We start from the raw sequence: 21,310 nt of genomic DNA, 5'->3' as shown, positions 1-21,310 counted from the left end.
TTACACAGCCTCCCTCACGTCGATCCGGCCCGTCACGGCATTAGTGATCAGGGCGGAGCGGTACTCGCCTAGCACGTCGATCATCTCCGTTGCCTTGTCGATCAGGGCATCGATGCTTGCGCAGCGCACATCGAGAAAGTCTGCGATTTTACGTTGCTCATGCAGCGGCGGTTTAGGGATAGCGAACGACGCAACCTGGCCTGGACTGATATGGGGAACGCTCACTCCAGTAAACATGGGAGTCAAGTGATCGACGAAACCCTGTCCGGAGAGCAGATACGCAACGTATCGATTCTCGAAATCGGCAGAGGTCCTTAGGCGAAGAACGCGCTGGAGTAGGAGGGAGGGCACATCCTGGGCGTGAATTTTAGCAACCCGAGTTCCCGCGCCGATGAAGGGACGGTCGAGGCCAACTACGATGTCGCCGACTTGGAGTCGATAAGAATGAAGATCAGCCGACTCGCTGCGCGGCCAATAGACTGCCGAAGACCAGTCGATTTTCTGCACTCCAACGTTGATTCCGCGGAGAAGGGGAAGTTCGCCCGAGTCGTCCGTGAACCCTTCGCTTCTAAACGGAAACCCGGTCAGCAGATCGCAAGCGTAGCCTATGCGGGAATGGCCCCAATGGTCAGGAATCTCGGAAACCCAGTCGAGAGCTGAGGGGCTGACGCTCGTTTGTGGTTCGATCCCCCTGGTGACTGCGTGGGTGATTGTGGCGGCGCGGTCCTCGCGCAGGGTGGCGATGAGCTGCTCCTGCTTGTCGATCAGCGCATCGATCTTGGCGGTCTCACGGTCGAGAAATTCGGCAATCAGCCGTTGAGTTTCAGTTTCCGGAGCCGGGAGCCGTACTGCGTTCAGATCGCCCTGCGTCATGCTTGGAAGGGCTGTACTCGTGGAGAGCAGATCGAACGGGATTGTCGTGCATGCGTAGTAAAGGAATGTTGGATTCACAGTCGCATAGGGCTGAGCGCAGAACATTGTGTCGACAGTCCAGAACTCGCCATCGACTAGTAGGGGGCGATCAATGGTCCCTTTGCGTCCCAGCAACACGGAAGGCCCAGAGTAAAGCGGGCGGCTCGCCCTAGCGAACTCTCCGCCTGACCCGTAAACAGGGAACTCGCCGAGGTCGTCCTGAACCTGGCTGTGATCGGAACCGTTCTTGATCCGTGCCAATCGTCGAAGCTGCTGGGTGGGGTACATCTACGCCCCCACCTCCGCGAGCATGGCCTGGATTTCTGTCACAAGCTCACGCAGGTCTTTCTGGATTTCTTCGAGGGGGCGGGGCGGGGTGTAGCGGTAGAAGTGCCGGGTGAAAGGGATTTCGTAGCCGGTGCGGGTCTTGTCGTGGTCGATCCATGCGTCCGGGATATGGGGCAGGACTTCGCGGGCGAAGTACTCCTCGATGTCCTCGGACAGCGGCACATTCTCGGTGTCGCGCAGCGAGGTGTCGGGTTCGGGGTTGCCCTTGGTGGTGATGACGTCGGCCTTGGGGTCGTGCTCGCCGATCGTCGTCCAGATTGTCTTGACCACCGGGGCGCCGACCTTGGCCATGCCCGCGGACTTCAGGGCTGCTTTGAGCTCGGTCACGAAGGCGTCGCGGTTGGTCCAGGAGTGTCCGACGAACTCGGTGAGAGAGCTGCGGATGGCGTCCTGATCGGCCGCAGGGAGCTTGGCGATCGCCTTAGTCGCGAGCACGAGCTCGGCGGTATCCGTCGTTATGTGGAACCGCAGCTGCAGGGGTCGCTCCACCGTGATGGTGCGGTACCCGAACTCCGAGTTGGCGAACGCTTTCGAGAGGGCGGGCGCCTCGTCGTCGTTGTCGTGGTTTTCAAAGCCGTCGTAGAGTTCGCAGATCTTCTCGATGTCCTGCGGGCGCAGCATCTTGCGCTTGGAGCCGAGGGACTTGCGCATCTTGCCGAACATCTCGACCGCATTGATGAGCTGGATCTTGCCCTTGCGCTCGTCGGTCTTAGCGTTGTCCAGGATCCAGATGTAGGTGGAGATGCCGGTGTTGTAGAACATGTCCGTCGGCAGCGCGATGATCGCGTCGAGCAGGTCGTTCTCGATGATCCACTGCCGGATGTTGGACTCGCCCGAGCCGGCGCCGCCGGTAAACAGGGGCGAGCCGTTGAGGACGATCGCCAGCCGGGAGCCCTTGTCCTCCGGGGTGCGGACGGGCCGCATCTTGCTGATCAGGTGCATCAGGAACAGCAGGGAGCCGTCGGAGACCCGCGGTAGGCCGGGGCCGAAACGGCCCGCGAAGCCCCGCTGCTCGTGCTCGTCCTTCACCGCCTTCTGCTGCGTCTTCCACTCCACACCGAACGGCGGATTCGACAGCAGGAAGTCGAAGTGCTCGCCGTGGAAGCCGTCGTCGGTGAGCGTGTCACCGTTGTAGATGTTGTCCACGCCCTGGCCCTTGATCACCATGTCCGACTTGCACATGGCGTACGAGCGCGAGTTGACCTCCTGTCCGTACAGCACCGGCTTGGCGTCAGGGTTCATCTCCACCAGATGGTCATAGGCCACTGAGAGCATGCCGCCGGTGCCGGAGGCTGGATCGTAGATGGTGCGCACGATGCCGGGTGTGGTGAGCTCGAGGTCCTTGTCGGCGTAGAGCAAGTCCACCATGAGGGAGATGACTTCGCGTGGGGTGAAGTGGTCGCCGGCCTGGGCGTTGTTGGACTCGGCGAACTTCCGGATGAGCTCTTCGAAGATGTAGCCCATGTCGTGTCCGCTGACCCGGTCCGGGTGCAGGTCCACGTTCGCAAAATCCTTGACGATGAGGAACAGGCGGTCCTTCTTGTCTAGATCATCGATCAGTTCCGGCAGCTTGTAGCCATCAAAGACATCCCGAATATTGGCCGAGAACCCCTCGATGTAGTCGACGAGGTTATCCGCCAGACCCGCCGGCTCCGCAGCGAGCTTGCCGAAGTCCCACACCGAGGTGTTGAAGAACGGCAGCCCGAACTTTGACCGCAGAACCACGAACGGGTCGATGCCGCTGTCCTGCAACCTGGCGTGCTGGGTGAGCACTTCCGCCTTGGTGGGCGCGAGGATCGCGTCCAGGCGCCGCAGGATCGTGAACGGCAGGATCACATCGCCGTACTGATTGGGCTGGTAGGGCCCCCGCAGCTTGTTTGCGATGGACCAGATGAAGGCGGCGTTAGTGGTGGGCAAGGCAGAAGTTTCCTTTGTGATGGAGGGTCCCTGCAAAGGTAATTGTCGCGTCGGCGGTAGCACTTCGGGCGCGCCGCCTTAGCCCTCACGGGGAACCCTCGACGAATAGCGCGAGAAGTTGCTCGACTGACGCTCGGACAGCTCGCTCAGCCAGCCGAGCGGGAGTCGATCACGTCCTCCAGAATCTGCGTCATCATCTCGCCGTGGGACGCGATCTGCGAGCGTCCCCATTCGCTTTTGGTTGCGATCTCGGCCATGAGCTGAAACTTCAGACTCTGTCCCTTGCTGGCGAACTGCTCGGCCTTTGCCTTGGGCATCAGGTTGTTCCGGCGCGAGTTCTCTGACCGGGACATAATGCACAGATTGCCGAATTGGTCGACATCTTTGCCGGGGAGCTGCTCGTGCCCCTCCTCGGTGGCCGGTTGTGACGGGTAGAAGTGCTCTACCGACGTGCGATACCGGAACCGGAACTGCGGCGCATCCCGACGCAACACCTCTGCTGACAGCCTGCCCACCTGGGTGGCGAAGCCGAGGAGCCGGTCCATCCGGCCCTGATCCGCGGCGAGTCTCCACAGTTCGTAGTCGAGCACGTTGAACAGGAAGTTCTGGACCATTGTTCCGAGATTCACGTGGTCGGGGCTGTACAGGACGGCGAGTCGATCGCGGGCCGACGACTCCAGTAGGGCAACGAACTCGCTGCCCCGGACCGGCGAGGTCTGATCTTGGGCGTGGAGCCATTGGAGCATCTGAAAGAGGAAGTACTTTGACGAACGGCGGGTGTCGGACACCTGGAACATCGCCTGCAGGAGTAGTACCTGCCTGTGGACCGCCGCTTCACTTCCATCGGCATCTGAATCCGAGTCGTTCGCTCTGAAGGTATTCCGTGCGCTCAACTGTTGCGACTGTTTGCCTTTCCGCCTGCGGAATGCCCGGTGTATAACCCAGTTCTCCTCGTGATCGCCGGCGGTGTTGGCCTGCGTCCGGATCACATAGGTGTCGAGCAGATAGCGGGACTTGAACAGGACAAATGCGAACTCGCGTACCTGGTGGGCATCGAAGGTGCGGGCCTGGCCGGCGCCGTCAGGATGTCGGAGCGCGAACTCCTCCAGGAGGTACTTGTCCTCGAGTCGCACCTCACCCGGTCTGGAATCGATGTCTACTGCCCAGGAGAACTCCTCATGTCGGAAGATCTTGAGCGCGTGGAGGAGCAGGTTGGGAAAGTCAACGATCGCCCCGTACGAGCCCGACTCGTCAATCGCCTCATCAGTTGTCTCTCCAGACTGCGGTCGTGTTCCGGTCTCGAGGACCTCCGCCAACGAGATGCGGTTGACGTTGGCGTCCACCAAATCGGCTTGATTCTCACCGCGACGTTGCTCGGCTAGTGCGTCGAATAACTCACGTCCGTTGCGGGGGACCAGGGTGTCCCACTCGCTGCCGAAGATTCGGGCGCGCTCAGTCACGCCGTCAGTCTTGGACGGGGAGAACTGTGTCTGGAGATGCCGGTCCAGAATCGCGCACGCATCCCAAACCTGGGAGAACGTTGCTCTTTCCGTCGGGTCGTCGAGAGCCGCGATCAGTCGGGCCTTGAGGATCTCGTGCTTTTCCAGCTGCTCGCCCCGGGTGTTCATCACCTCGAAGTAGTGATTTAGATCGGTGCTGGGAGGCAGGTCCGTGCGCAGGATCATCACGTGCTCGAGTAGGTACTCGAGGTCCTCGGCGGTGAAACTTGGATCCTTGGCCGCGCTGTGATCGTCGGCCGGCGCGGTGCCCGCTCCGACGTCGGTGCTGGCACCGCGAAGTGCGGCCGACTGGATGATCTCGGCGGCGTTCTTGATGCCGTCGGTGCGCAGACTGTTGATGGCCGAGGGGCCACGTCGTGCAAGCCGTAGTAGGTCGTCACGAGCGTCAGAGCGCCCCTCAAAGCTGAGCTTGTTCTCCAGGAGGTGGCTCCACGCCTGAGGATGGCCCAGCACCTCCGGTGCCACGGATAGCATCACGAACAGCGTGGTCAGCCGCTGCTGGCCGTCCACCACCTCGTGCACCACATCGTCCTCGGAACGCGACGTGTTCACGACCAGCGAACCGATGTAGTACTTGCGGGGGTCAGGATCCGCGCCGTTGCGCAGACTGTTCTTCCTTGCGTCCTGGATATCGATCAGCAGCGTGTGGATTTCTGTCTTGGTCCACGCGTAGGCGCGTTGGTACAGCGGAACCCGGTACCTGTCGTCGGCAAAAACGTCCTTGACAGACAGCTTCTTCAGGCCGTCAGCTGTCGCGTCGACTGTCATGCCTGCGACTCCTGCTCGTCAGAGGCCGAATAGCCTGAGTACAGGCGCTCGAGCGGCTCCGGGATGATGGTGTCCGCCTCGAGTACGGGCGCCGGCCGGGACAATACGACCTCCGGGTCCATCGCCTGGTTGATCTGAGAAAACAGGTTCTCGTCGCGGGCCTGCACGCGATCGTGGACCATGCGTGCGTGCAGGTCCACGGAACTGGCCTGCACCCGTTCGAGATGAATCCGTAGCAGAAAGGTGTGGCGGGCAAGCACAAGGCTCGCAGCTTTCGCGTCTTCCCAACCGAACCTGTCCACAAAGGCAATAAGAAAGCAATCGAATAGCTCCCGCACATATCGGTTGCCCGTGCCGGGCGGCATCTGGTTGATGATCTCGAGGACATCCTTCAGCGCCGGATCAGAGGCCGTGTCCGTCTCGGACGACGGTGGCGTGGACTCCCACCGCACACCGGCTCGGCGCGTCTGGCGCACATAGTGATGCACCGATTGGAAGAACGCCTCCCCGTCGATTATCGGCTGGGTGATCAGGAACGGATACTCCAGCTCCTCGACCACACCGTGTCGCAGCAGCGTGGCGTTCTCGTGCTGGAATCGGTCCACCGACGCCTTGGCGAGCAGTGCCTGGCGCGCCCACCGGTAGCGGGCGTTGCCGCTCGCGCCCTCCTTGATTCCCTTGAACAAGCCGATGTCGTGCGGGGTGAACCCCTTGTGCGGGATCGGACGGTTCGAGGACCACAATCTGATCCGGAAAAGAACCTCCGCTATCACGTGGTTGATCTCCGCCGGATCCACCGCCTCCCATTCGCGGACCGTCGCCAGCATGGCCTCCCGATCCGGCGAGGTCTGGCTGAACTCCCGTAGGTGGTAGGCCTTTAGCAGGTCGGTGGGGTATAGCGCACGGCCACGTGTGTTCTGTGAATCGAACATCTGGAACGCCGCGTCGAGGTCACGCACCCGCAGCACTACGACCGAGCAGTCCTCGAGGAAGAACTCGGTGAACTGCCGGCGCTTCTCGGTATCCCAGTCGGAGAACAACTGCACCAGATGCGCGTAATTTTGGCGCAGGTTCCGTTCGCTGCGCCCGTCCTTGCGAACCGGGAGTGTGACCCCCGAAATTGCCGAGTGGAGGACAGCGGTCAGGTCCGCGTCCTTGTCTTCCATTTGGGAAGCTAACGCGGTGGCTATCAACGCGAATGTCAGAAATCGCTGCTGCCCGTCCACGATGTCGAGCGACTTTCCCGCGTTGTCGTCGTCTTCGCCGGGGGAGGGGTGAAGAATGAATGTCCCGATCCGGTAGTGCCCGGCCGAGCTGAAACGTCGGATGTCGCTAACGAGCTGCGAGACATTCTTGGCCGTCCACGTATAAGGGCGCTGGTAAGCGGGGATGTCCAACTTCATCGTCTGCATCAGCTTCACCACAGACGTGATCTCTGAGGTGAGTTGCTCGCCGAATTCTCTTTCAGTTGATGCGTGTTCCTCCGTTGAGACCATGGCGCAATGTTGTCACAGGCCATCGATGGTCAAGCACAACGCAGTGGATGAAGTGCCACGCCGACACAGTTGACGCGATGGTCAAGATCCGTGTCCGTCGGTTCTCGCGGTGGGAGGATCGACGGGCTTGCGCCCAGTGAATTAGCGGGGCTAGGACCTTCCTGGGCGCTGGCCAAGAACAGATTCTCTACGTTTCATGTCGCTTGCTCAGGCCGGGCGAGCCAATTCAAGCCGACGCTCGTAGCAAGTAGTTAAGCCGTTCCCGTTCCTGTCACGAGAACTGCGGCTGCGGGATCTAGCCCTTCATTCGCCTTCAGAAGCGCAATTTTCGGGTCTAGGCCAGCGAACTCAAGCGCTACGAGACCCGCCGCGTGAGACGAGGCGATTGATTGGCCATTCGCGATCGACGCGTAGAAACGTGCAGCGTAAATAATGGCATCTCCGTCACCGATGGCATCGGTCATTCCCACAGCGAACGGGACGAGTTCGCCGACAATCGCGTCCAGATGCGCGGCTGAGTCGCACGAGTTCAGGACTACGAGCGTCGGCGGTTCGTCCGTCGCATGCATTGCGCGGGCGAAAGCGGCGCCAGCCACAACCGTTCCGCTATTTGGCGCATCATCATCATCCTCGAAAGCGAGGAGACTCTCGTTGCTGTGGCCTGAGAAGTGCACCACGTGAGGCCTGAACTGGCTGATGCCCTCAAGTAGATCCTCCGTCGTCGCAGCTGGTCTTGGCTGAATCTCGATCAGGTCACGATGATTTGCGGCCCTTACGGCCGCAGCGATGCGTTGCTGCTCGCGGCCGATACGAAGTCCACACTCTCCGATCTCAGCGCCTCGACTGTCAGCCCCGAGCAACAAAACACGCAGCTTCTCGGGTTTGGGCTCGGGCAGGGTTTGGGGCAAGGTCGCTGCGGTGTTTTGCGCTTGATGCGCGGCCGCTTCTGCAGCGGAGATCCGTCCCTCGTAGTCGGCGCGTTCAGCGGCCCGTTCGCGCTCGGCACGTCTGTCCTCTCTCCTTTGCTTCTGCTCGGTGGATTTTCGCTCCGAGGTCTCGGCGGTGGCCAGGCGGGTCCGCAACCGACTCTCCTCGCCACGCAGACTGGCTGCCTTTTTGTCTGCGGCGGCGGCATCCTTGCTTGCTTTCTCGGCATCCTTGTCGCGCCTTCCGGCCTCGGACATCTTCGACTTCGCTGTGGACGCACTTGTCGTTTTTGTTGCATCCGCCCGCGCTTTGTTCGCCGCCGCCACTGCACTCGACGCTTTAGTTCGATGTTTCCCAGCGACTGTCTCCGCGTCTGCCCGTGATTTGATCTTCCGCTCGAGGTCTCGCCGAATTTGGTCTGCACTCATGGGGGATGCCTTTCACAAGTATGCCGAACGAGCCGCTCGAACCGGGGTTTGCCGATCAGGCTATCCGGTGCCTCCGACACCCGGAACGGCCCAAGACTGATGCGCCCTGGTCCAAACCGGATGCCATTGCGTGGCGACAGTCGTGTACAGCAAGCTGACCTTTGTCGAGGGACCGTGAGCTTGGCGTCCATCTGATGCAGATTGGTGCGGACTTGGCCAATCTCTCCTCCGGCTTTGGCAGCCACCCGACGGTCTAACCGCGGGCTGCGTTGGGGCCAAGACCAGCCTCTACCGCCTGGTTAGAACGACAAGTGGCCGCGGCACCCCGTTGTCAGTTCGAGGTGCGCAGGAGGCGCCGAAGCAGTCCGAAGCCGGAGGGCTTTTCGTGCTGCAGGCCGATCAACTCTTCGATTCGTGACCACGGCACCACTCTGCGAATTGCTGCGCACTGGGAGGTGAAATTCGGCCCGGCCGCATCGGCGGCAGCTACAGCGCTCGTCACCACTTCAGGCTCCTCTCCGAGTGCTTCGGCCATCCAGATCAAGGCAGGGGCGCACCGGAGGCTGTTGTACGAGGCTTTCGCATCCCGACCCCTTGTTTTTCTACCGTAAGCGCCAGGACCTTCGCTCTCCGACATCCATGCAACCATGTGGTCCCGCTGGTTGCGGTAACTGGTCCGGGGATCCGGCGAGCCCTGCCGGTGGTACTGCTCGAAAGCATTAGTGACTGGCGGGTTGGTTGGCAATCCTGCGAGTACCCTTGCAAATTCTCGCCCTCTCATCCGACGAACATACGCTGTAGCGGTCAGGCGGCGTCGAGAATGCGGCGTTGCACTTCTAGATACTCTGAGAGGTCCGTGCCAGTGTCCCCGGCGGCAACCAGGTCCGAAACATCGGCGTTGTTGGCCTTGGCAAAGTCGAAAGTGAAACCGGCGATGACCTGCGTTGCCTGACCGAATACCGGAGACGCCTGCAGGCTGTGCGATGCGCCATTGGGCAGCGCCTTTGCGGCGGACCAGGCTGAGTCCAATTCGTCAATGACGTCTGTAGAGATGCGCCCCTGGCCGGTTTCCTCCAGATAGCTACGTAGGGCGGCTTCAAAGCGTTCGATGGTTGCACTGGTCGACCTCTTGCGCGCAACCAAGGCGGTGGTAGCAGCAACCGCCCCTACGCTGACGACCGCTACCGCAGCTGTTACGCCAGCTGCCAATGGGTTCGCTTTCGCCGCGGCAAGCATCTTGCTGGCGGCCTTCGCGGTCGCATCTCGGTCGACTTCACTCAGGTGTTTGACGATCCTCTTAGATATGACGTGACGGACAACGCTGCCGTCCCGGTAGAGTTCGCCCGCAGCGATGCGGACCGCCAGGTCAACGGGTACGTCGATGGGAACATTCACAATTGGCATGTCGGGTCCGCTCTTCCGGTCGGAGCCAGCACACTCGAAAAGGTGCTGACTTTAAGGAAGCACTATTACCAGAGGAGTCTGACCCGCACCTCTAAACGCGCATCGGTGCCGTCCAGCCGGGCAAGCCGCAGCGGGCAGTGCGGCACCCATCGGGGCGAGAGAGGTTCGAAGAGTTCAAGTCCCGAAGGGAAGTTGCGGGACAACAACACGTCGTCGACGACGCTCGCAGGTCCGGGCTCGGCCAGTCTTCCCGTTTGCTCAGCCGGACCGCGTCCGGTAGACCCGCTGAGCCGGCGTCGACTTCGTCGACGGCGACATTTCCGAGCGCGACAACAGTGCCCCTGGCGGCGGCGGCAGCTAGAACTTCCGCGTTCGGCCCGCTAGGGGGCTGGAGGTCAACGCTGAACTACTTCGCTGCAGCAGAACCTTGCTGCCCTCCTCCGGAGCGAGAGCTTAGATCAAGGCTTCCGGAGCGCTCCGGGTCTCGTCAGAGCTAGCGGATACGCGTGTCAGCTGTTGCCACGGGTTGTCAGTAGAGCGGAAGTTGCCAGATAAGTGACAACTTGCGGCTGACAAACAAAGGGCCGTTGGGCACCGCGCCTGCTGACAGGTTGATGGGGAACCGACAGGCCTGGATTGACGAATACGTATTCCAGGCTGACGAGTTCTTTGCCAGCTGCGCTCTAAGAATTTGAGGAGTCGACGGGAAAGTCTGATCGTCGCCGTTCGTCGTGGACCTCAGCGAAGCCGGCTACCTCGATGCGCAGATCTGCGACCAGTGCGTCTCCGTTGCGTTCGGACTCTTCGGCCGCGTCGGCCGTTTTCCAGCCGGTCTCCGGGATGCGGTTGGACTCCCAGTGCCTCATCCACTCGGCCAGCCGCCGGCCCAGCGACTCCGAGAGTCCGTAGTCCTCCGGGTCCATCGCGTACTTGTCGGTCCCGCTCTCCCACAACGGATGGTCGCGTCCCCAGTCGGGGAAGAACCGGATGATTCGTGTCCAGTTCGACCCGTAGATCGATTCCAGGTCCTGCTCCACGTTTCCTCCCTCATCCCACTAGCCCGTGGGGTCAACGTACGTGCTCCGGCGGGGAATTGTCGCAGGTAGAAGGTTGCGGACGCCCAGACGTCAGCACCGCCTCCCGGCTACTTTGATGGGCTCGGCTGAGATGCCCGAGATCTGTCAATCTGCACCGGCATGTCTCGTCAATCTGGACTGCACGGCGACAACCTTCTGAAAGGGCGCACCATGATCTCTGGATCTCTGAACAGCATCGCCGGCCTGCTCGGCACCTACGACACGATCTCCGACCTCCCGATCATTGGGGACATCCTCGGGAGCCTGCCGTTCACCGGTTCGCTGGGCAGCGTCTCGGGCAGCGCCGAGCCGATCGGCAGTGTCGCCAACCTCGTCAGCAAGGTCGGTTCGTAGGCCACAGGCCACACTGGAGGCCCCAGTCTCGCTCACGCGGGCTGGGGCCCCCTGCTTGCTACAGGGCGCACACGGGCAATCTGTGCCCCGTTGTGGTCGCACGAAAAAGCGCCCCCACCAGTCGGTGGGGGCGCTCGGGTCCCGGAGATCAGGCTGCGGCCGGAGCAGGCTGCTCGGCGGCGAAGAAGGTGATCTGGCCGAGGGCGTCGGCGGGGGCGATCACCGCGAGCACAGCGGGCAGGTCCGGCCCGGCGACGTTGAGGAGCAGGCCCTCGTCGGCGACGGTGAACATGACCTCGTCCTCGGCGGCTGCGGCGACGTCGGCGTGCAGGGCGAAAACGTCGGCGGTCTCGTCGGTGGTGATGGTGGCGGCGATCTGGATGCGGATCATGGTGTCCTCCTGGGTTGCTCTGTGCGGTGTGACACCAGCGTCTCGCCCTCTTTCCCAGGTGCAGCAGACGTCGATGGTGGCCCTGCACCTTTGACCTGGGCATCGAGGGGACAGCGCTGAAAGCGGCGCAGCACTCTTCGGGCCCTGATGGGCCGACTGGTGGCCGGGCATCACCGGCGGTCTGCGCGGCGATGCCCGGCCCGGTGGCTGGTTAGGCGTGCTGGCCGGTCAGGTACAGGTCAGCGGCGGATTCGATCCACAGCAGCGCCTGGGCAGCCGTCATGGAGGCCGCGCCATGCGGTGCGGGGATCCAGGCGGTGATGGGCTCTCCGTACCCGCCGGGGCACACGCCGATGCGGTCCCCTCCGTTCCAGACGAACGAGGTGTGGCCGGCGAAGTAGGCCACGTGCGCCTGCCCGTCGGCGTTGGGCACGGTGTCGGGGGTGAACTCGGTGAACGGGCTCGTGATGGGTGCGGTCATGGTGCTGCCCTCCTAGTCGGGAACTGGTGTGTCTCCACTGTCGATGGAGGCCGCCCGAGTGCAGCAAGCCGCGAACGGCCGGACCTACCGCGGCGGGAAAGTGCCCAGACCGGCGGGGGAGAGGGGCATGCCTGGCGGTAGGGGCCGGCGGGGAGACGATGCGGACAGCCCCGGACGTGGGACCGCGGGGTCGGCACCCGACTCGGTGGTCTGCCCCGGCGCTCTGGGTTAGCTCCAGTAGACGGTGCGCTGCCGGTCGCGGCTCCAGGTGGCGAGCTCGTGGAGACGTCCCAGGATGTCCTGGTGGTAGCCGGGTCGGCGGCCGCACTCGACGACCGTGGCACCGCCGGCGCCGGCGGTCTCGTAGGCGGGCACTCCGGCATCCGCCGGTGCCAGGGCCAGCGCAGTCAGGACGCGGCCCTCAAACTCCTCCGCGCCGCACGAGCCGCACAGGTCAACCTCCCCGTCCTCGGCATAACCCAGCAGGTCCAGGATCCCGACGGCGTTGATGTTGGAGACGTTGATGCGCGGCGCCTGGTCAAGGTCCGTGGTGACGGCCTCGACGAAGTAGCCGCCCATGCTGGTGATGCCCTCGGGGTCGGTGCAACCGGGCAGGACGCGGCCCGCGGACTCGGCGGCGTACCTGGCTGCAACGGCGTCGGCCCGGTCGGCGAACAGCTCCGAGTCCCTACCACCGGAGAAGTCGGCGACGCGGTATCCGACGACGGGGGCTTCCTCGGGGAAGAAGGTGACGCTCATGGTGGGCTCCTCGTTGGGCGGGTTCTTCGTGGTGACCCCACCCTCCAACGCGCTGCCGGCGGTGCAGCAGAAAATGCGCCGGTGTGTGCGGTGACCTGCGGGTAGCGCCGGACAGCACGATCCGGTGTCTCCCCGGGGAGACGGAAGCGGCCCGCACCCGCAAGGGGAGCGGGCCGCTCAGCGGTTCACGCGCGGGTAGGCATCGGATCCTCGGCAGGCTGGGCGTGGGCGTACATCAGCAGGTCCAGCAGGGCGTTGTTCCAGTCGACGGCCGCCTGGTAGTCCGGGCTGGCGGGCATCACGGTCAGCGACTCGACGACCGCGGCCGCTTCGGGCTGCATACGGATCGCGACCCCGGCGGCTTCGGCGCAGGTGGCATCGGGGTTCATCTCGCCGGCCGCGATGAGCTTGGCGGCGGCCTCGGCGGCTGCGGTGGCGTAGCTGGTGTTGGTGGTCATGGCGGGCTCCTGCCTGGTGGGCGGCTGGTGCGCCGCGGTGTGCCACCACGATCTCCCGCCCGCTGGCAGGTGCAGCAGTGCGAGACGGCCAGCCAAAGTTGAGGGTCTCGCCGAAGCAGGGCTCCTACTTTGACGAAAAGTCGCTCTAGATTGACGAAGGTGCCCGAACAGGCAGATCGGGGCCGCCCAACTGGGGTTAGGAGCTGCGTCTATGCGGGTCGTGGGGTGCCCGGCGCTCTACTTTGACGAAAAGCGGCTCTAGATTGACGAACGTCTTCAAATGCGGCTGTGGCCTGCACCGATGGTCGGACAGGTCGGGGCGGTGTCTCCCGGGGAGACAGCCCTCGCGGGCAGGATGCAGACGGCGAAGCCCCCGCACCTGACGTGGTGCGGGGGCTCAGCTGGAGGTTCAGAGCCAGATGGTGTGCCCGTCCGGGTGTAGAAGTCCGTCGATGGAGTCGACCTTCCAGCCGAGGATCTCGATGATGCGGCGGAAGCAGTCGTTGTTGGCGACGGTGTAGCCGTCGCTGATCTCGATGCCGATCGAGTAGCGGCCATCGTCAAGGAGGTGGGCGCCCTTGGCGGAGATGACGCCGGGCCCGCAGGTGTCGCGCGCGCCGGTGAACACGACGGTGTACCTGCCGGCGGGGCCGTGGATGGCGGTGGACGTCGGATCGGTGGGGGCGGTAGCCGTGACGGTCATGGTGATCCTTCGGGTGTTCGGTGCGCGGCGCCCTGGTCGGTGCTGCGCTGTGCCACTACTGTCTCCGCCGCTCATGCCGGTGCAGCAGTTGCTGTGCCCCTGTGCAGGCGGGCGTGGTTTCAGTTGGCGGAAAACTCACCGAAATCTGTATAGATGGCTTCGTTACGGGGCACATCTATGCCCGGAACGATTTCCAGACCTGTCAGTTCGTCGGGACTCTCGTCGAGGTAAGCGGTGTAGACCATCTGATCTCCGGGCTCCAGAAGTCCATCCCCGAAGGCGCCGTTACTGGCCCATTGCCAGGTGGTTTGTTCCTGGTCGTATTCCAAGCACTCACCTGTTGTCTTGTAGAACACCTCGCCCGGGACTGGCTGCTTAGTGAAAAACTCGACCATGTAGTTGCCGAACATGACGCTCTCGCTGTTCTGGGCCGGGTTGGTCACGACAATCTCCACGGCGGTGCCGTAGTCCCGCGCACGGTCACAAATCCTGGACTCGATCTCACTGCCGGACACGTTCGTGCGGACGTTGTCGATGGCGAGCTGTAGGCCATCGTTGAGCTGGACGGGCCCGTCCAGCGGCATCGGGTTGTAGGGGCTGCCCAGCGGGCCCGCCTCTGCCTCATCGTCCGCGTTGCCCTGGCTCTGGCTCTGGCTCTGGGAGGGCTCAACGGTCTCGGTCGTGGTGGCGGCACTGGTCTGAGTGTCTGAGTCTGAGCAGGCGCCCAGTACCAGGGCGGTGGAGGCGGCAATCGCCACCGCTGCGGCGGCGCGGGATCGCAGGGTTGAAGTCGAGGTCATGGTGATCGTGTCTTTCGTGTCGAGGGCCTGATGCGGTGAGACTATCGGCGGGTCGTGCCGCCGGGTCGACTACAGCTGCGTGGGCCGTCTGGCCGCGAAGGACTCTTGGCCGACGAAGCTGAGGTGGCGGCGTCGAGGCCGGCGGCAGGGGATGCGCTCCCGATTTGGGGATGACGCCGTGGTGATCGCTTCAAGCGGAGCTGCAAAAGTAGCTATAATTGATTACGTTTCAATAACGACTTGCTGGTGTGATAGGGTTGGACGGCAAATACGCAGAGGGGACACCTCTGTCCTTTTCGCAGCTCGCCGGGCCTTTTGCGCCCCTGGCGCATCCCGATTCCTCCGGGTTAGATCACTCTCGCACCGCATCGGTGCAGCGCACACCCCATCCAGGGCTGAGCGCGCGACCACTAGCCGCACGCCCGGGACATCCCGAAGCGACCGTCACCCGAACGCCAACTGGAACTGACTGGAGCGCACCCGGCACCGGCACAACAACAGGGAGTGACTATGGACAACCCGGCGGGCAACTGGCCCCAGGAGAGCGGCGGCCCCACCAATTCCCTTCTGGTCAAAATCCTCATCGCCCTCAGCGTGGCAGTGGTGGTCGCACTGATCGCAGTGGTTGCGCTCATCGCCACCAGCACAGCCGGCAACAGCGAGGACGCCGGCGCAGCGACCACCACAGTCACCGTCCCCTCCAGTGGCGAGTACCCGCCCGCCCCTGAGCCGGTCGCGAACCAGGAGCCGCCCGCACAGCGCGACGCCCCGGACGCGGTGCCGCCTGTGGCCGGGGCGTACCCGGGCGGGGGAGGGCCCCGGCCGGCGACCGCCGAACCACTGCCCACCTACACGGGCCGCTACAGCAAGCTCGAGTCCGCGCACCTGCTGACACCGTCGGGCAACATCGGCTGCGACTTCAACGCGCCCGACGACAGCGGGAGCCAGGGCCTGTGCGGAATTAAGAGCTTCAACTCCCCGAGTAGCCCACTGGGAACCGAGAAGTCGGTCGGGAACCGGAAGGGCAAGTGGATCTTCCCGTTCGCCGCCAACCGCATCGGTGAACCAACGATCGGGTCAGGCACCACCGGGTGGATGAACCAGCCGGCCAGCGACGGCTATCAGGTGCCGGTCGCGGAGTACGGCAAGCAGTACTACTTCCAAGACTGGGTATGCGCCTCAGAAGAGCCCGGCCTGACCTGCTGGAACACCAGCACCGGCAGTGGCGTGTTCCTGTCGAGGGAAAAGTCCGAGCGTTTCGACGGCCCGGCAACACCAGCAGCCGCGGACAGCCCCTCAGGGCAGGACGCTGACGTGGTGTTCGGGTCGATGGCCAGCAACGGCAAAGGATTGGGCCAGTCCCAGCCGGGCATCATCTACTTCGGCGGGGACCCCACCGGCCGGGTCATGGACGTGACCTGGAACTCCTGGGGTGGCGACAAAGCGGAAGCCGCAGGTCTGGGTAACTGGCGGGAAGCCGGAGTGGGAACCCACGAAGCCCCCGCCACCGTCGTCGCCTTCGACGTGGGCACCTGCAACGGCAAACGCGCCTACCGCAAGGCCGCCATCTTCTTCCCGCAGCGAGGAGAGGCCTTCGACCCGGCCAACGGCGTGAACATCTGTTTCACTGACCGGTGACGCACCCGCCAGCTCCTGGCGGCGATCACCAGCCACCGGCCTGTGCGGCCCAGATAGGACGAGGTGACAGATGAAGGTACACAACCTGGGAGGTTCGACACCTCAGGCCCAGAGCGGGATGCAACGAGCTGCCGACAAGTGGATCGGCGTGACGCACCTGGTCTCGAACGCAAAGCCCGGAGATCGAATCAACATCAACGTCGAGAACGAGTACGCCTTCGGCTCACAAACGATCAACGGGCTACAGCTCGTCGGCACAGGCTCGCCGCAGAAAACCATCCTGTCCGGAGGCCAGCTCGAGTTCGCAGGAAACTCGGTGCTGGCCAACTGCACCATCAAATGCACACGGATAGCGAAGACCGCCCTCGCGTTCAGGACCGTCCAACCAGGGTCAGTCCTGGCAGTGCACAACGTCATCGTCGAGGCCCCCACGCGGATGCGGCCAGCGCACCCGGACGTCTACATAGGCAAGAACACCTCGGTGTGGGCCTTCGGGTCAGCCCTCGGCCGGGTCCTCGTCGATGGCGGGCAACTCCACGTCAGCCCGAGCTCGTCGGCCGTGGACGTCTCGACCGTGAACGGGGGAACCGTCGTGCAAGTCCCCGAATACGGGCAGATAGCACCCGAGGGAGGCCCCCCAGCCAACCAGGCGGCCCGGCAGGAGGCTGGGGTAATCGACCAGGCTGCACGGCAGGCTGTCGCTGCCGGGCTGCAGGGCCGACACCTGCGTGAGGCAGTGAAGCAGGCTGCACTAAAGGCTTCGCAACAACAACGCCAAGCGGCACCACCACCAGCGCCGACTAAAGCAGCACAACCCCCGAACACCCAGCCAACGCCTACCGCCCAGTCGCGCGGCCTTCTACCCGAGCCGGCGAGTGTGTCACCGTGGGCCTCACTGTTGGACACAACCAAGCAGGCCGCATCGGCCTTCCTGAGCCAAAGGGAGGCCTCCACGGGGGCGCAGCGCCCCGCGGCCAGCCGCTCGGGCATGCCTCAGCCCAGCACACCGATCGGGCCAATCGGCCACCCTGGACCTCAAGTCCACGCCGGCAGGGCCGTGACATGGAGGGCCGTGGACGGCCACGATTGGAAAACGGCGATCAGCAGCCAACTAGAGGTCGGCGACACGGTCTACCTGGAAGAAGGCGAGTACTGGCTACCGGGAACCATGCTGAACGACATCAAATTCCTCGGTACCGGCGCACCTGACCGAACCGTGCTCAACATCATTAGCGGCACTCTGGGGCCCGGCACAGGACGCTCTCTCTCGTTGTCGAACCTGACTGTACGAGGCGAAGCAGGTAATCCTGCCATCGCCAACATGCAGGGGCGCAGCATGACTCTGTTCAACGTGGTCATCGACCACCCTCTCGGCTCGGACGATAAACAAGTGGCGTCAGTCGGGACGGCCTCGGGGACGACGACGATGAGGAACTGCGAGGTGCGCTACGACAAGTACAGCGGCTCGGGCTTTGTGAGCGTTGTCTCCGGCGGGAAGTTGCACGCCATGAACTCCGACCTCGGCTTCCTGGGCTGCAGCCGTGGGGTCGCGGAATTGGAAAACTGCAGTGTGTCGCATGTCGCTGTCGACAAGGAAGGGCAGGTCACTGTTGAGCACACCTTGTGGCTGACCAAACGCGGATCGACCGACTCTATCGCGATCCGCGCAGAGACTGGCGGCAGGATTGCGGTAGGTCAGGTAGTGACCCAGGAGAAGACCACCCCGATCGACGCCGACAGCGGCTCCACCATCAACATCGGTGCCTTCATCGCCCCGGAGGGCAGCGAAGCGTCCATCGAGGAGCTCGAGGACGCGACCGTCCACGTGGGCGGTAACCCCGACCAGATCCGCCGCACAAGCGGGGGTCAGTCGCTGACCCGAAAGCCCTCCAACCGCACCCTCGATGAGGTGCTCGCTGAACTCAACGCCATGGTCGGACAGGACGAGGTGAAGAAGCAGGTTCACGACATGATCGCCACGACCAGGTTCCACAAGCTCCGCCAGGAGCGTGACTTGCCCAGCGGCGATGCCTCGATCACCCAACACTTCATCTTCGCGGGCCCGCCCGGCACGGGAAAAACCTCCATAGCCAGGATCATCGGCGACGTCTACCGGGCACTCGGCGCCCTGAAATCCGGGCACGTCGTCGAGGTCGACAGGTCCAAACTCGTCGCCGAGGGTTACGGCGGTTCTGAAGCAATGACCAGTGAGCGCCTGGACGAAGCGATGGACGGAGTGCTACTCATCGACGAGGCCTACTCGCTTCAATCCGACGGGATCATGGGTGGGGACGCTGCAGGCACCCAGGTTATCGAAATCCTACTTAAGCGGATGGAGGACGACCGGGACCGGCTTGTGGTTGTAGCTACTGGCTACTCCGAAGACATGGAGAAGTTCCTCGACTCCAACCCTGGGCTTCGCAACCGGTTCAGCGGCCACATCACGTTTACGCACTACAGCGCCGATGAGCTCGTCCAGATTGTCCTCGGCATGGTGAAGAGTAGTGGCTCTCGGATCTCCAACGACGCCATGCAGGTACTCCACGCCGCCATGCAGGACATCGAACGCCAAGGACTCAACCAGTCGCGCACCTTCGGCAACGGCCGTTTTGCCCGCAACCTTGTCGCCAGAGCCGAACAAGAACAGGCAGTACGACTATCGCAGGTGTCCAACCCGTCAAACGACGACCTGACAACCCTCAATGACCACGACATGAAAGCCGCACTAGCAAACGAGATGCGCAAACTACGGCCCTGAACCGCCGAGCCCCCGCACCTGACGTGGTGCGGGGGCTGGTCTGGTGGCTCAGTAGCCGAGCCGGGTGAGGTCGGCGTTCATGCAACGGGCCAGGACGTTGTGCCCGGCGCCCACGTAGGTCTGTCCGTTGACGCGGAGCGTGATGCTCCTATTGTGTGTCAAGCGGCGGTGAGCCATTGCTGGTAGCGGTTGGTGAGGTCTGGGAGCGGACGCCTTCGCGCTTCGATGTCGGAGAGGCGCGCTGTTCGAGTCTGGAGTGCTTCGGCGGCTCGGGTCAGCGTGATTCCCTTCTGGATGCGCAGGGCTCGGAGGTCGACGGGCGCGGCGATGTCAGGGTCAAGGAGAACATGGTGGATTTCGCGGGCGATGGCCCGTTTGAGGCAGCGCAGGATCTCTTTCTTCGACCGGTTTTCGTTGGTTCGGCGCTCGACGTAGACGCGGGTGCGGGGGTCGTGGTTCATGCGCACCAGGGCGATGCGGTGCAGGGCCGCGTTGGCCTGCCGATCGCCGCCGCGGTTGAGCCGGAATCGGCGGGTCTTGCCGGACGAGGCGGGGATGGGCGCTGCCCCGCACAAGTGGGCGAACTGGGCCTCGGTGGCGATCCTGTCGGGGTTGCCACCGGCGGTGACCAGCAGTTGGGCGCTGGTGATGGTCCCGGAGCCGAACACCTCGAGCAAGGCTGGGTTTATGGAAGTGACCAGTTCGGCCATCCGGTCCTCAAGGCCATCAGCCTCGGCATGCAGACGCTGGTAGTCGCGGGCCAGCAGTCTCAAGGTGTGCTTCGCGGCGGTCGCGGGGTCGGCCATGTCGCTGCCCGGCCGGCAGGCCGCGAGCCGAGCGATCAGCGTGCGGTCGGTCAGACCTCGTAGCGGGGCTCGGACCGGATCGGGCGCGGTGACCAGCAGCGACTTGATCGCGGTGATCATCCGAGAGGCCGCGCGAACGAGGTTGCGGCGTGCGGTGAGCAGGTAGCGCAGCGCCTCGACTGGTGAATCGGTGTGCTTCGGGGTCGAGGTCCCGTCACCGGTGAGTACCTGCCGTGCAGCGGCGATCGCATCGACAGGATCGGACTTGCCGTCCATGCGTCGAACCTGCCGCGTCGGGCGCAGCACTTCCAGCACGGTTAACCCAGCGGCCAGCAGGGTGCGGGTCAGCTCGGCGCCGTAGGAGCTGGTGCCCTCGACCCCAACCCTGTCCAGGGCCTCGACCTCGGCCAGACGCCTGAGCAGGGCAACATTGCCGCGCCGGTCGGCGGTGAATTGTTCGGTGAACTCGACCGCGCCCTGGGCGGTCACTACTGCCAGAGTGTGGGTGTCGGCGTGGGTGTCGACCCCGGCAACAGGGCCGGTCGGGCGTGACATCGTAGGCATCGTGATCGTCCTCCAACGGTATCCGGAACCTATACAGCCGGTCGCCTGGAGAACAGACAGGACGCTGACGGGACCAGTACACTCAAAACGCCAGTTTCAGGTGTCGGTCACGCTCCTATGAGGTCATGGACCCCGGGCGAGCCGAGCCAGTGTCTGGGAGCCGGAGGGCAGATCAAGCCAAGGACAGACCCCGGGCAGGGTCGTCAGTCAAATCAAGAGTCACTCCGACTCCCAGGCACTTCCATTATCAGCGTCAAATCAAATGAGACGTGCGGTAGTCGGTTGAGCTTGGCTAGTTTCGGGTTCTCGGGCGGCGGGGTCGTTGATGGTCGCCTTCTCTGGGAGTCGGGGTGGGTGTGGTCGTCGGTTGAACCGTTCGGGGTGCTTGGCGTAGGCGGCGTCGAGCACGAGCTGGCGCCTGTCGCGGATGGTCTCGGCGGTGCCGTCGTGGACGCTGGCCGGGGTGTGCAGTCCGATCCCGCTATGGCGGTGCTGGTGGTTGTACCAGTGGATGAACTGGTTCATCCAGGCCCGTGCCTGGCCGATGCTGGCGAACCGCTCGGGGTAGTCCGGCGTGTACTTCATCGTCTTGAACTGGGACTCGCTGTAGGGATTGTCGTTGCTGGTCCGCGGCCGATTGTGCGACCGGGTCACATCCAGATCGCACAGCAGCGAGGCCAACGGCTTCGAGGTCATCGCCGCACCGCCGTCGGCGTGGAGATACCCCGGCGCCCGGCCCTGCTCAGCGATGGAATCGGCGACCAGGTCAGCGGCCAGTTCGCCGTCTTCGACGGTCTCGATA

18 protein-coding genes and 1 pseudogene are annotated in these 21,310 nt (G+C 63.6%); 3 read left to right on the top strand and 16 right to left on the bottom strand.

The features are described from left to right. The 8 genes from G6R20_RS15850 to G6R20_RS15815 form a co-directional block, all read right to left on the bottom strand. Entirely contained in the window at positions 1–1,200 is a 1,200-nt protein-coding gene (locus tag G6R20_RS15850) for a restriction endonuclease subunit S (protein ID WP_163376958.1), read from the bottom strand. Next, positions 1,201–3,177 (bottom strand): class I SAM-dependent DNA methyltransferase, encoded by a 1,977-nt coding sequence (locus G6R20_RS15845; RefSeq protein WP_163376957.1) that lies wholly within the window; start codon positions 3,175–3,177, stop codon positions 1,201–1,203. 146 nt (positions 3,178–3,323) lie between these two features. Continuing rightward, entirely contained in the window at positions 3,324–5,465 is a 2,142-nt protein-coding gene (locus tag G6R20_RS15840) for a DUF262 domain-containing protein (RefSeq protein ID WP_163376956.1), read from the bottom strand. Then, the gene (locus G6R20_RS15835; RefSeq protein WP_163376955.1) at positions 5,462–6,961 is read right to left on the bottom strand and encodes a DUF262 domain-containing protein; all 1,500 of its coding nucleotides are present in this window, start codon (positions 6,959–6,961) and stop codon (positions 5,462–5,464) included. Before G6R20_RS15835 ends, G6R20_RS15840 begins: the two co-directional genes overlap by 4 nt. Before the next feature lie 251 nt (positions 6,962–7,212). Continuing rightward, the gene (locus tag G6R20_RS15830; RefSeq protein ID WP_240341513.1) at positions 7,213–8,214 is read right to left on the bottom strand and encodes a CHAT domain-containing protein; all 1,002 of its coding nucleotides are present in this window, start codon (positions 8,212–8,214) and stop codon (positions 7,213–7,215) included. Positions 8,215–8,647: 433 nt separating this feature from the next. Next, positions 8,648–8,851, bottom strand: coding sequence for a hypothetical protein (locus G6R20_RS15825; RefSeq protein WP_163376953.1), 204 nt, complete (start codon positions 8,849–8,851; stop codon positions 8,648–8,650). A 269-nt stretch (positions 8,852–9,120) separates the two neighbouring features. Then, entirely contained in the window at positions 9,121–9,720 is a 600-nt protein-coding gene (locus G6R20_RS15820; protein ID WP_163376952.1) for a hypothetical protein, read from the bottom strand. 683 nt (positions 9,721–10,403) lie between these two features. Further along, a complete protein-coding gene (locus G6R20_RS15815) occupies positions 10,404–10,757 on the bottom strand; it encodes a hypothetical protein (protein WP_163376951.1) in 354 nt (117 codons plus the stop codon). Between the two features lie 210 nt (positions 10,758–10,967). Here G6R20_RS15815 and G6R20_RS15810 point away from each other — a divergent pair, with 210 nt between their 5' ends. Further along, positions 10,968–11,150 (top strand): hypothetical protein, encoded by a 183-nt coding sequence (locus G6R20_RS15810; RefSeq protein WP_163376950.1) that lies wholly within the window; start codon positions 10,968–10,970, stop codon positions 11,148–11,150. 148 nt (positions 11,151–11,298) lie between these two features. On the opposite strand, the gene G6R20_RS15805 is transcribed toward G6R20_RS15810, so the two are convergent. From G6R20_RS15805 to G6R20_RS15780, 6 genes are all read right to left on the bottom strand, one after another. Beyond that, positions 11,299–11,541, bottom strand: coding sequence for a hypothetical protein (locus G6R20_RS15805; protein WP_163376949.1), 243 nt, complete (start codon positions 11,539–11,541; stop codon positions 11,299–11,301). Between the two features lie 211 nt (positions 11,542–11,752). Then, positions 11,753–12,022 carry a hypothetical protein gene (locus tag G6R20_RS15800; RefSeq protein WP_163376948.1) on the bottom strand — a complete coding sequence of 90 codons (270 nt, stop codon included), beginning with the start codon at positions 12,020–12,022 and terminating at the stop codon, positions 11,753–11,755. Positions 12,023–12,250: 228 nt separating this feature from the next. Continuing rightward, a complete protein-coding gene (locus G6R20_RS15795) occupies positions 12,251–12,781 on the bottom strand; it encodes a hypothetical protein (protein ID WP_163376947.1) in 531 nt (176 codons plus the stop codon). 185 nt (positions 12,782–12,966) lie between these two features. Beyond that, positions 12,967–13,239, bottom strand: a complete 273-nt coding sequence (locus G6R20_RS15790; RefSeq protein WP_163376946.1) for a hypothetical protein — start codon at positions 13,237–13,239, stop codon at positions 12,967–12,969. Between the two features lie 409 nt (positions 13,240–13,648). Further along, a complete protein-coding gene (locus G6R20_RS15785) occupies positions 13,649–13,942 on the bottom strand; it encodes a hypothetical protein (RefSeq protein ID WP_163376945.1) in 294 nt (97 codons plus the stop codon). Positions 13,943–14,061: 119 nt separating this feature from the next. Next, positions 14,062–14,742: a hypothetical protein gene (locus G6R20_RS15780; protein WP_163376944.1), complete on the bottom strand. Its 681-nt coding sequence runs from the start codon at positions 14,740–14,742 to the stop codon at positions 14,062–14,064. Between the two features lie 510 nt (positions 14,743–15,252). Between G6R20_RS15780 and G6R20_RS15775 the strand changes: the two genes are divergently transcribed. Both G6R20_RS15775 and G6R20_RS15770 read left to right on the top strand, forming a co-directional pair. Beyond that, a complete protein-coding gene (locus G6R20_RS15775) occupies positions 15,253–16,380 on the top strand; it encodes a hypothetical protein (protein ID WP_163376943.1) in 1,128 nt (375 codons plus the stop codon). 70 nt (positions 16,381–16,450) lie between these two features. Continuing rightward, the gene (locus G6R20_RS15770) at positions 16,451–19,138 is read left to right on the top strand and encodes an AAA family ATPase (RefSeq protein ID WP_163376942.1); all 2,688 of its coding nucleotides are present in this window, start codon (positions 16,451–16,453) and stop codon (positions 19,136–19,138) included. A 158-nt stretch (positions 19,139–19,296) separates the two neighbouring features. On the opposite strand, the gene G6R20_RS15765 is transcribed toward G6R20_RS15770, so the two are convergent. Both G6R20_RS15765 and G6R20_RS15760 read right to left on the bottom strand, forming a co-directional pair. Next, entirely contained in the window at positions 19,297–20,499 is a 1,203-nt protein-coding gene (locus G6R20_RS15765; RefSeq protein ID WP_346010053.1) for an IS110 family transposase, read from the bottom strand. A gap of 375 nt (positions 20,500–20,874) precedes the next feature. Beyond that, positions 20,875–21,228 (bottom strand): annotated as a pseudogene (locus G6R20_RS15760) (integrase core domain-containing protein); the annotation flags it as partial. Positions 21,229–21,310 lie beyond the last annotated feature (82 nt).

Source organism: Dietzia sp. Alg238-R159 (genome assembly GCF_900537145.1).
In the GTDB taxonomy this organism is placed as follows: Bacteria; Actinomycetota; Actinomycetes; order Mycobacteriales; family Mycobacteriaceae; genus Dietzia; species Dietzia kunjamensis.
This window is presented reverse-complemented; position numbering and strand designations above follow the sequence as displayed.

Bases quoted from the DNA above. Each gene is read 5' to 3' on its own strand.
- G6R20_RS15850 (WP_163376958.1), bottom strand. From the start codon at position 1,200: ATGTACCCCACCCAGCAGCTTCGACGATTGGCACGGATCAAGAACGGT.
- G6R20_RS15840 (WP_163376956.1), bottom strand. From the start codon at position 5,465: ATGACAGTCGACGCGACAGCTGACGGCCTGAAGAAGCTGTCTGTCAAG.
- G6R20_RS15835 (WP_163376955.1), bottom strand. From the start codon at position 6,961: ATGGTCTCAACGGAGGAACACGCATCAACTGAAAGAGAATTCGGCGAG.
- G6R20_RS15825 (WP_163376953.1), bottom strand. From the start codon at position 8,851: ATGGCCGAAGCACTCGGAGAGGAGCCTGAAGTGGTGACGAGCGCTGTA.
- G6R20_RS15820 (WP_163376952.1), bottom strand. From the start codon at position 9,720: ATGCCAATTGTGAATGTTCCCATCGACGTACCCGTTGACCTGGCGGTC.
- G6R20_RS15810 (WP_163376950.1), top strand. From the start codon at position 10,968: ATGATCTCTGGATCTCTGAACAGCATCGCCGGCCTGCTCGGCACCTAC.
- G6R20_RS15805 (WP_163376949.1), bottom strand. From the start codon at position 11,541: ATGATCCGCATCCAGATCGCCGCCACCATCACCACCGACGAGACCGCC.
- G6R20_RS15800 (WP_163376948.1), bottom strand. From the start codon at position 12,022: ATGACCGCACCCATCACGAGCCCGTTCACCGAGTTCACCCCCGACACC.
- G6R20_RS15795 (WP_163376947.1), bottom strand. From the start codon at position 12,781: ATGAGCGTCACCTTCTTCCCCGAGGAAGCCCCCGTCGTCGGATACCGC.
- G6R20_RS15790 (WP_163376946.1), bottom strand. From the start codon at position 13,239: ATGACCACCAACACCAGCTACGCCACCGCAGCCGCCGAGGCCGCCGCC.
- G6R20_RS15785 (WP_163376945.1), bottom strand. From the start codon at position 13,942: ATGACCGTCACGGCTACCGCCCCCACCGATCCGACGTCCACCGCCATC.
- G6R20_RS15780 (WP_163376944.1), bottom strand. From the start codon at position 14,742: ATGACCTCGACTTCAACCCTGCGATCCCGCGCCGCCGCAGCGGTGGCG.
- G6R20_RS15775 (WP_163376943.1), top strand. From the start codon at position 15,253: ATGGACAACCCGGCGGGCAACTGGCCCCAGGAGAGCGGCGGCCCCACC.
- G6R20_RS15770 (WP_163376942.1), top strand. From the start codon at position 16,451: ATGAAGGTACACAACCTGGGAGGTTCGACACCTCAGGCCCAGAGCGGG.
- G6R20_RS15765 (WP_346010053.1), bottom strand. From the start codon at position 20,499: ATGTCACGCCCGACCGGCCCTGTTGCCGGGGTCGACACCCACGCCGAC.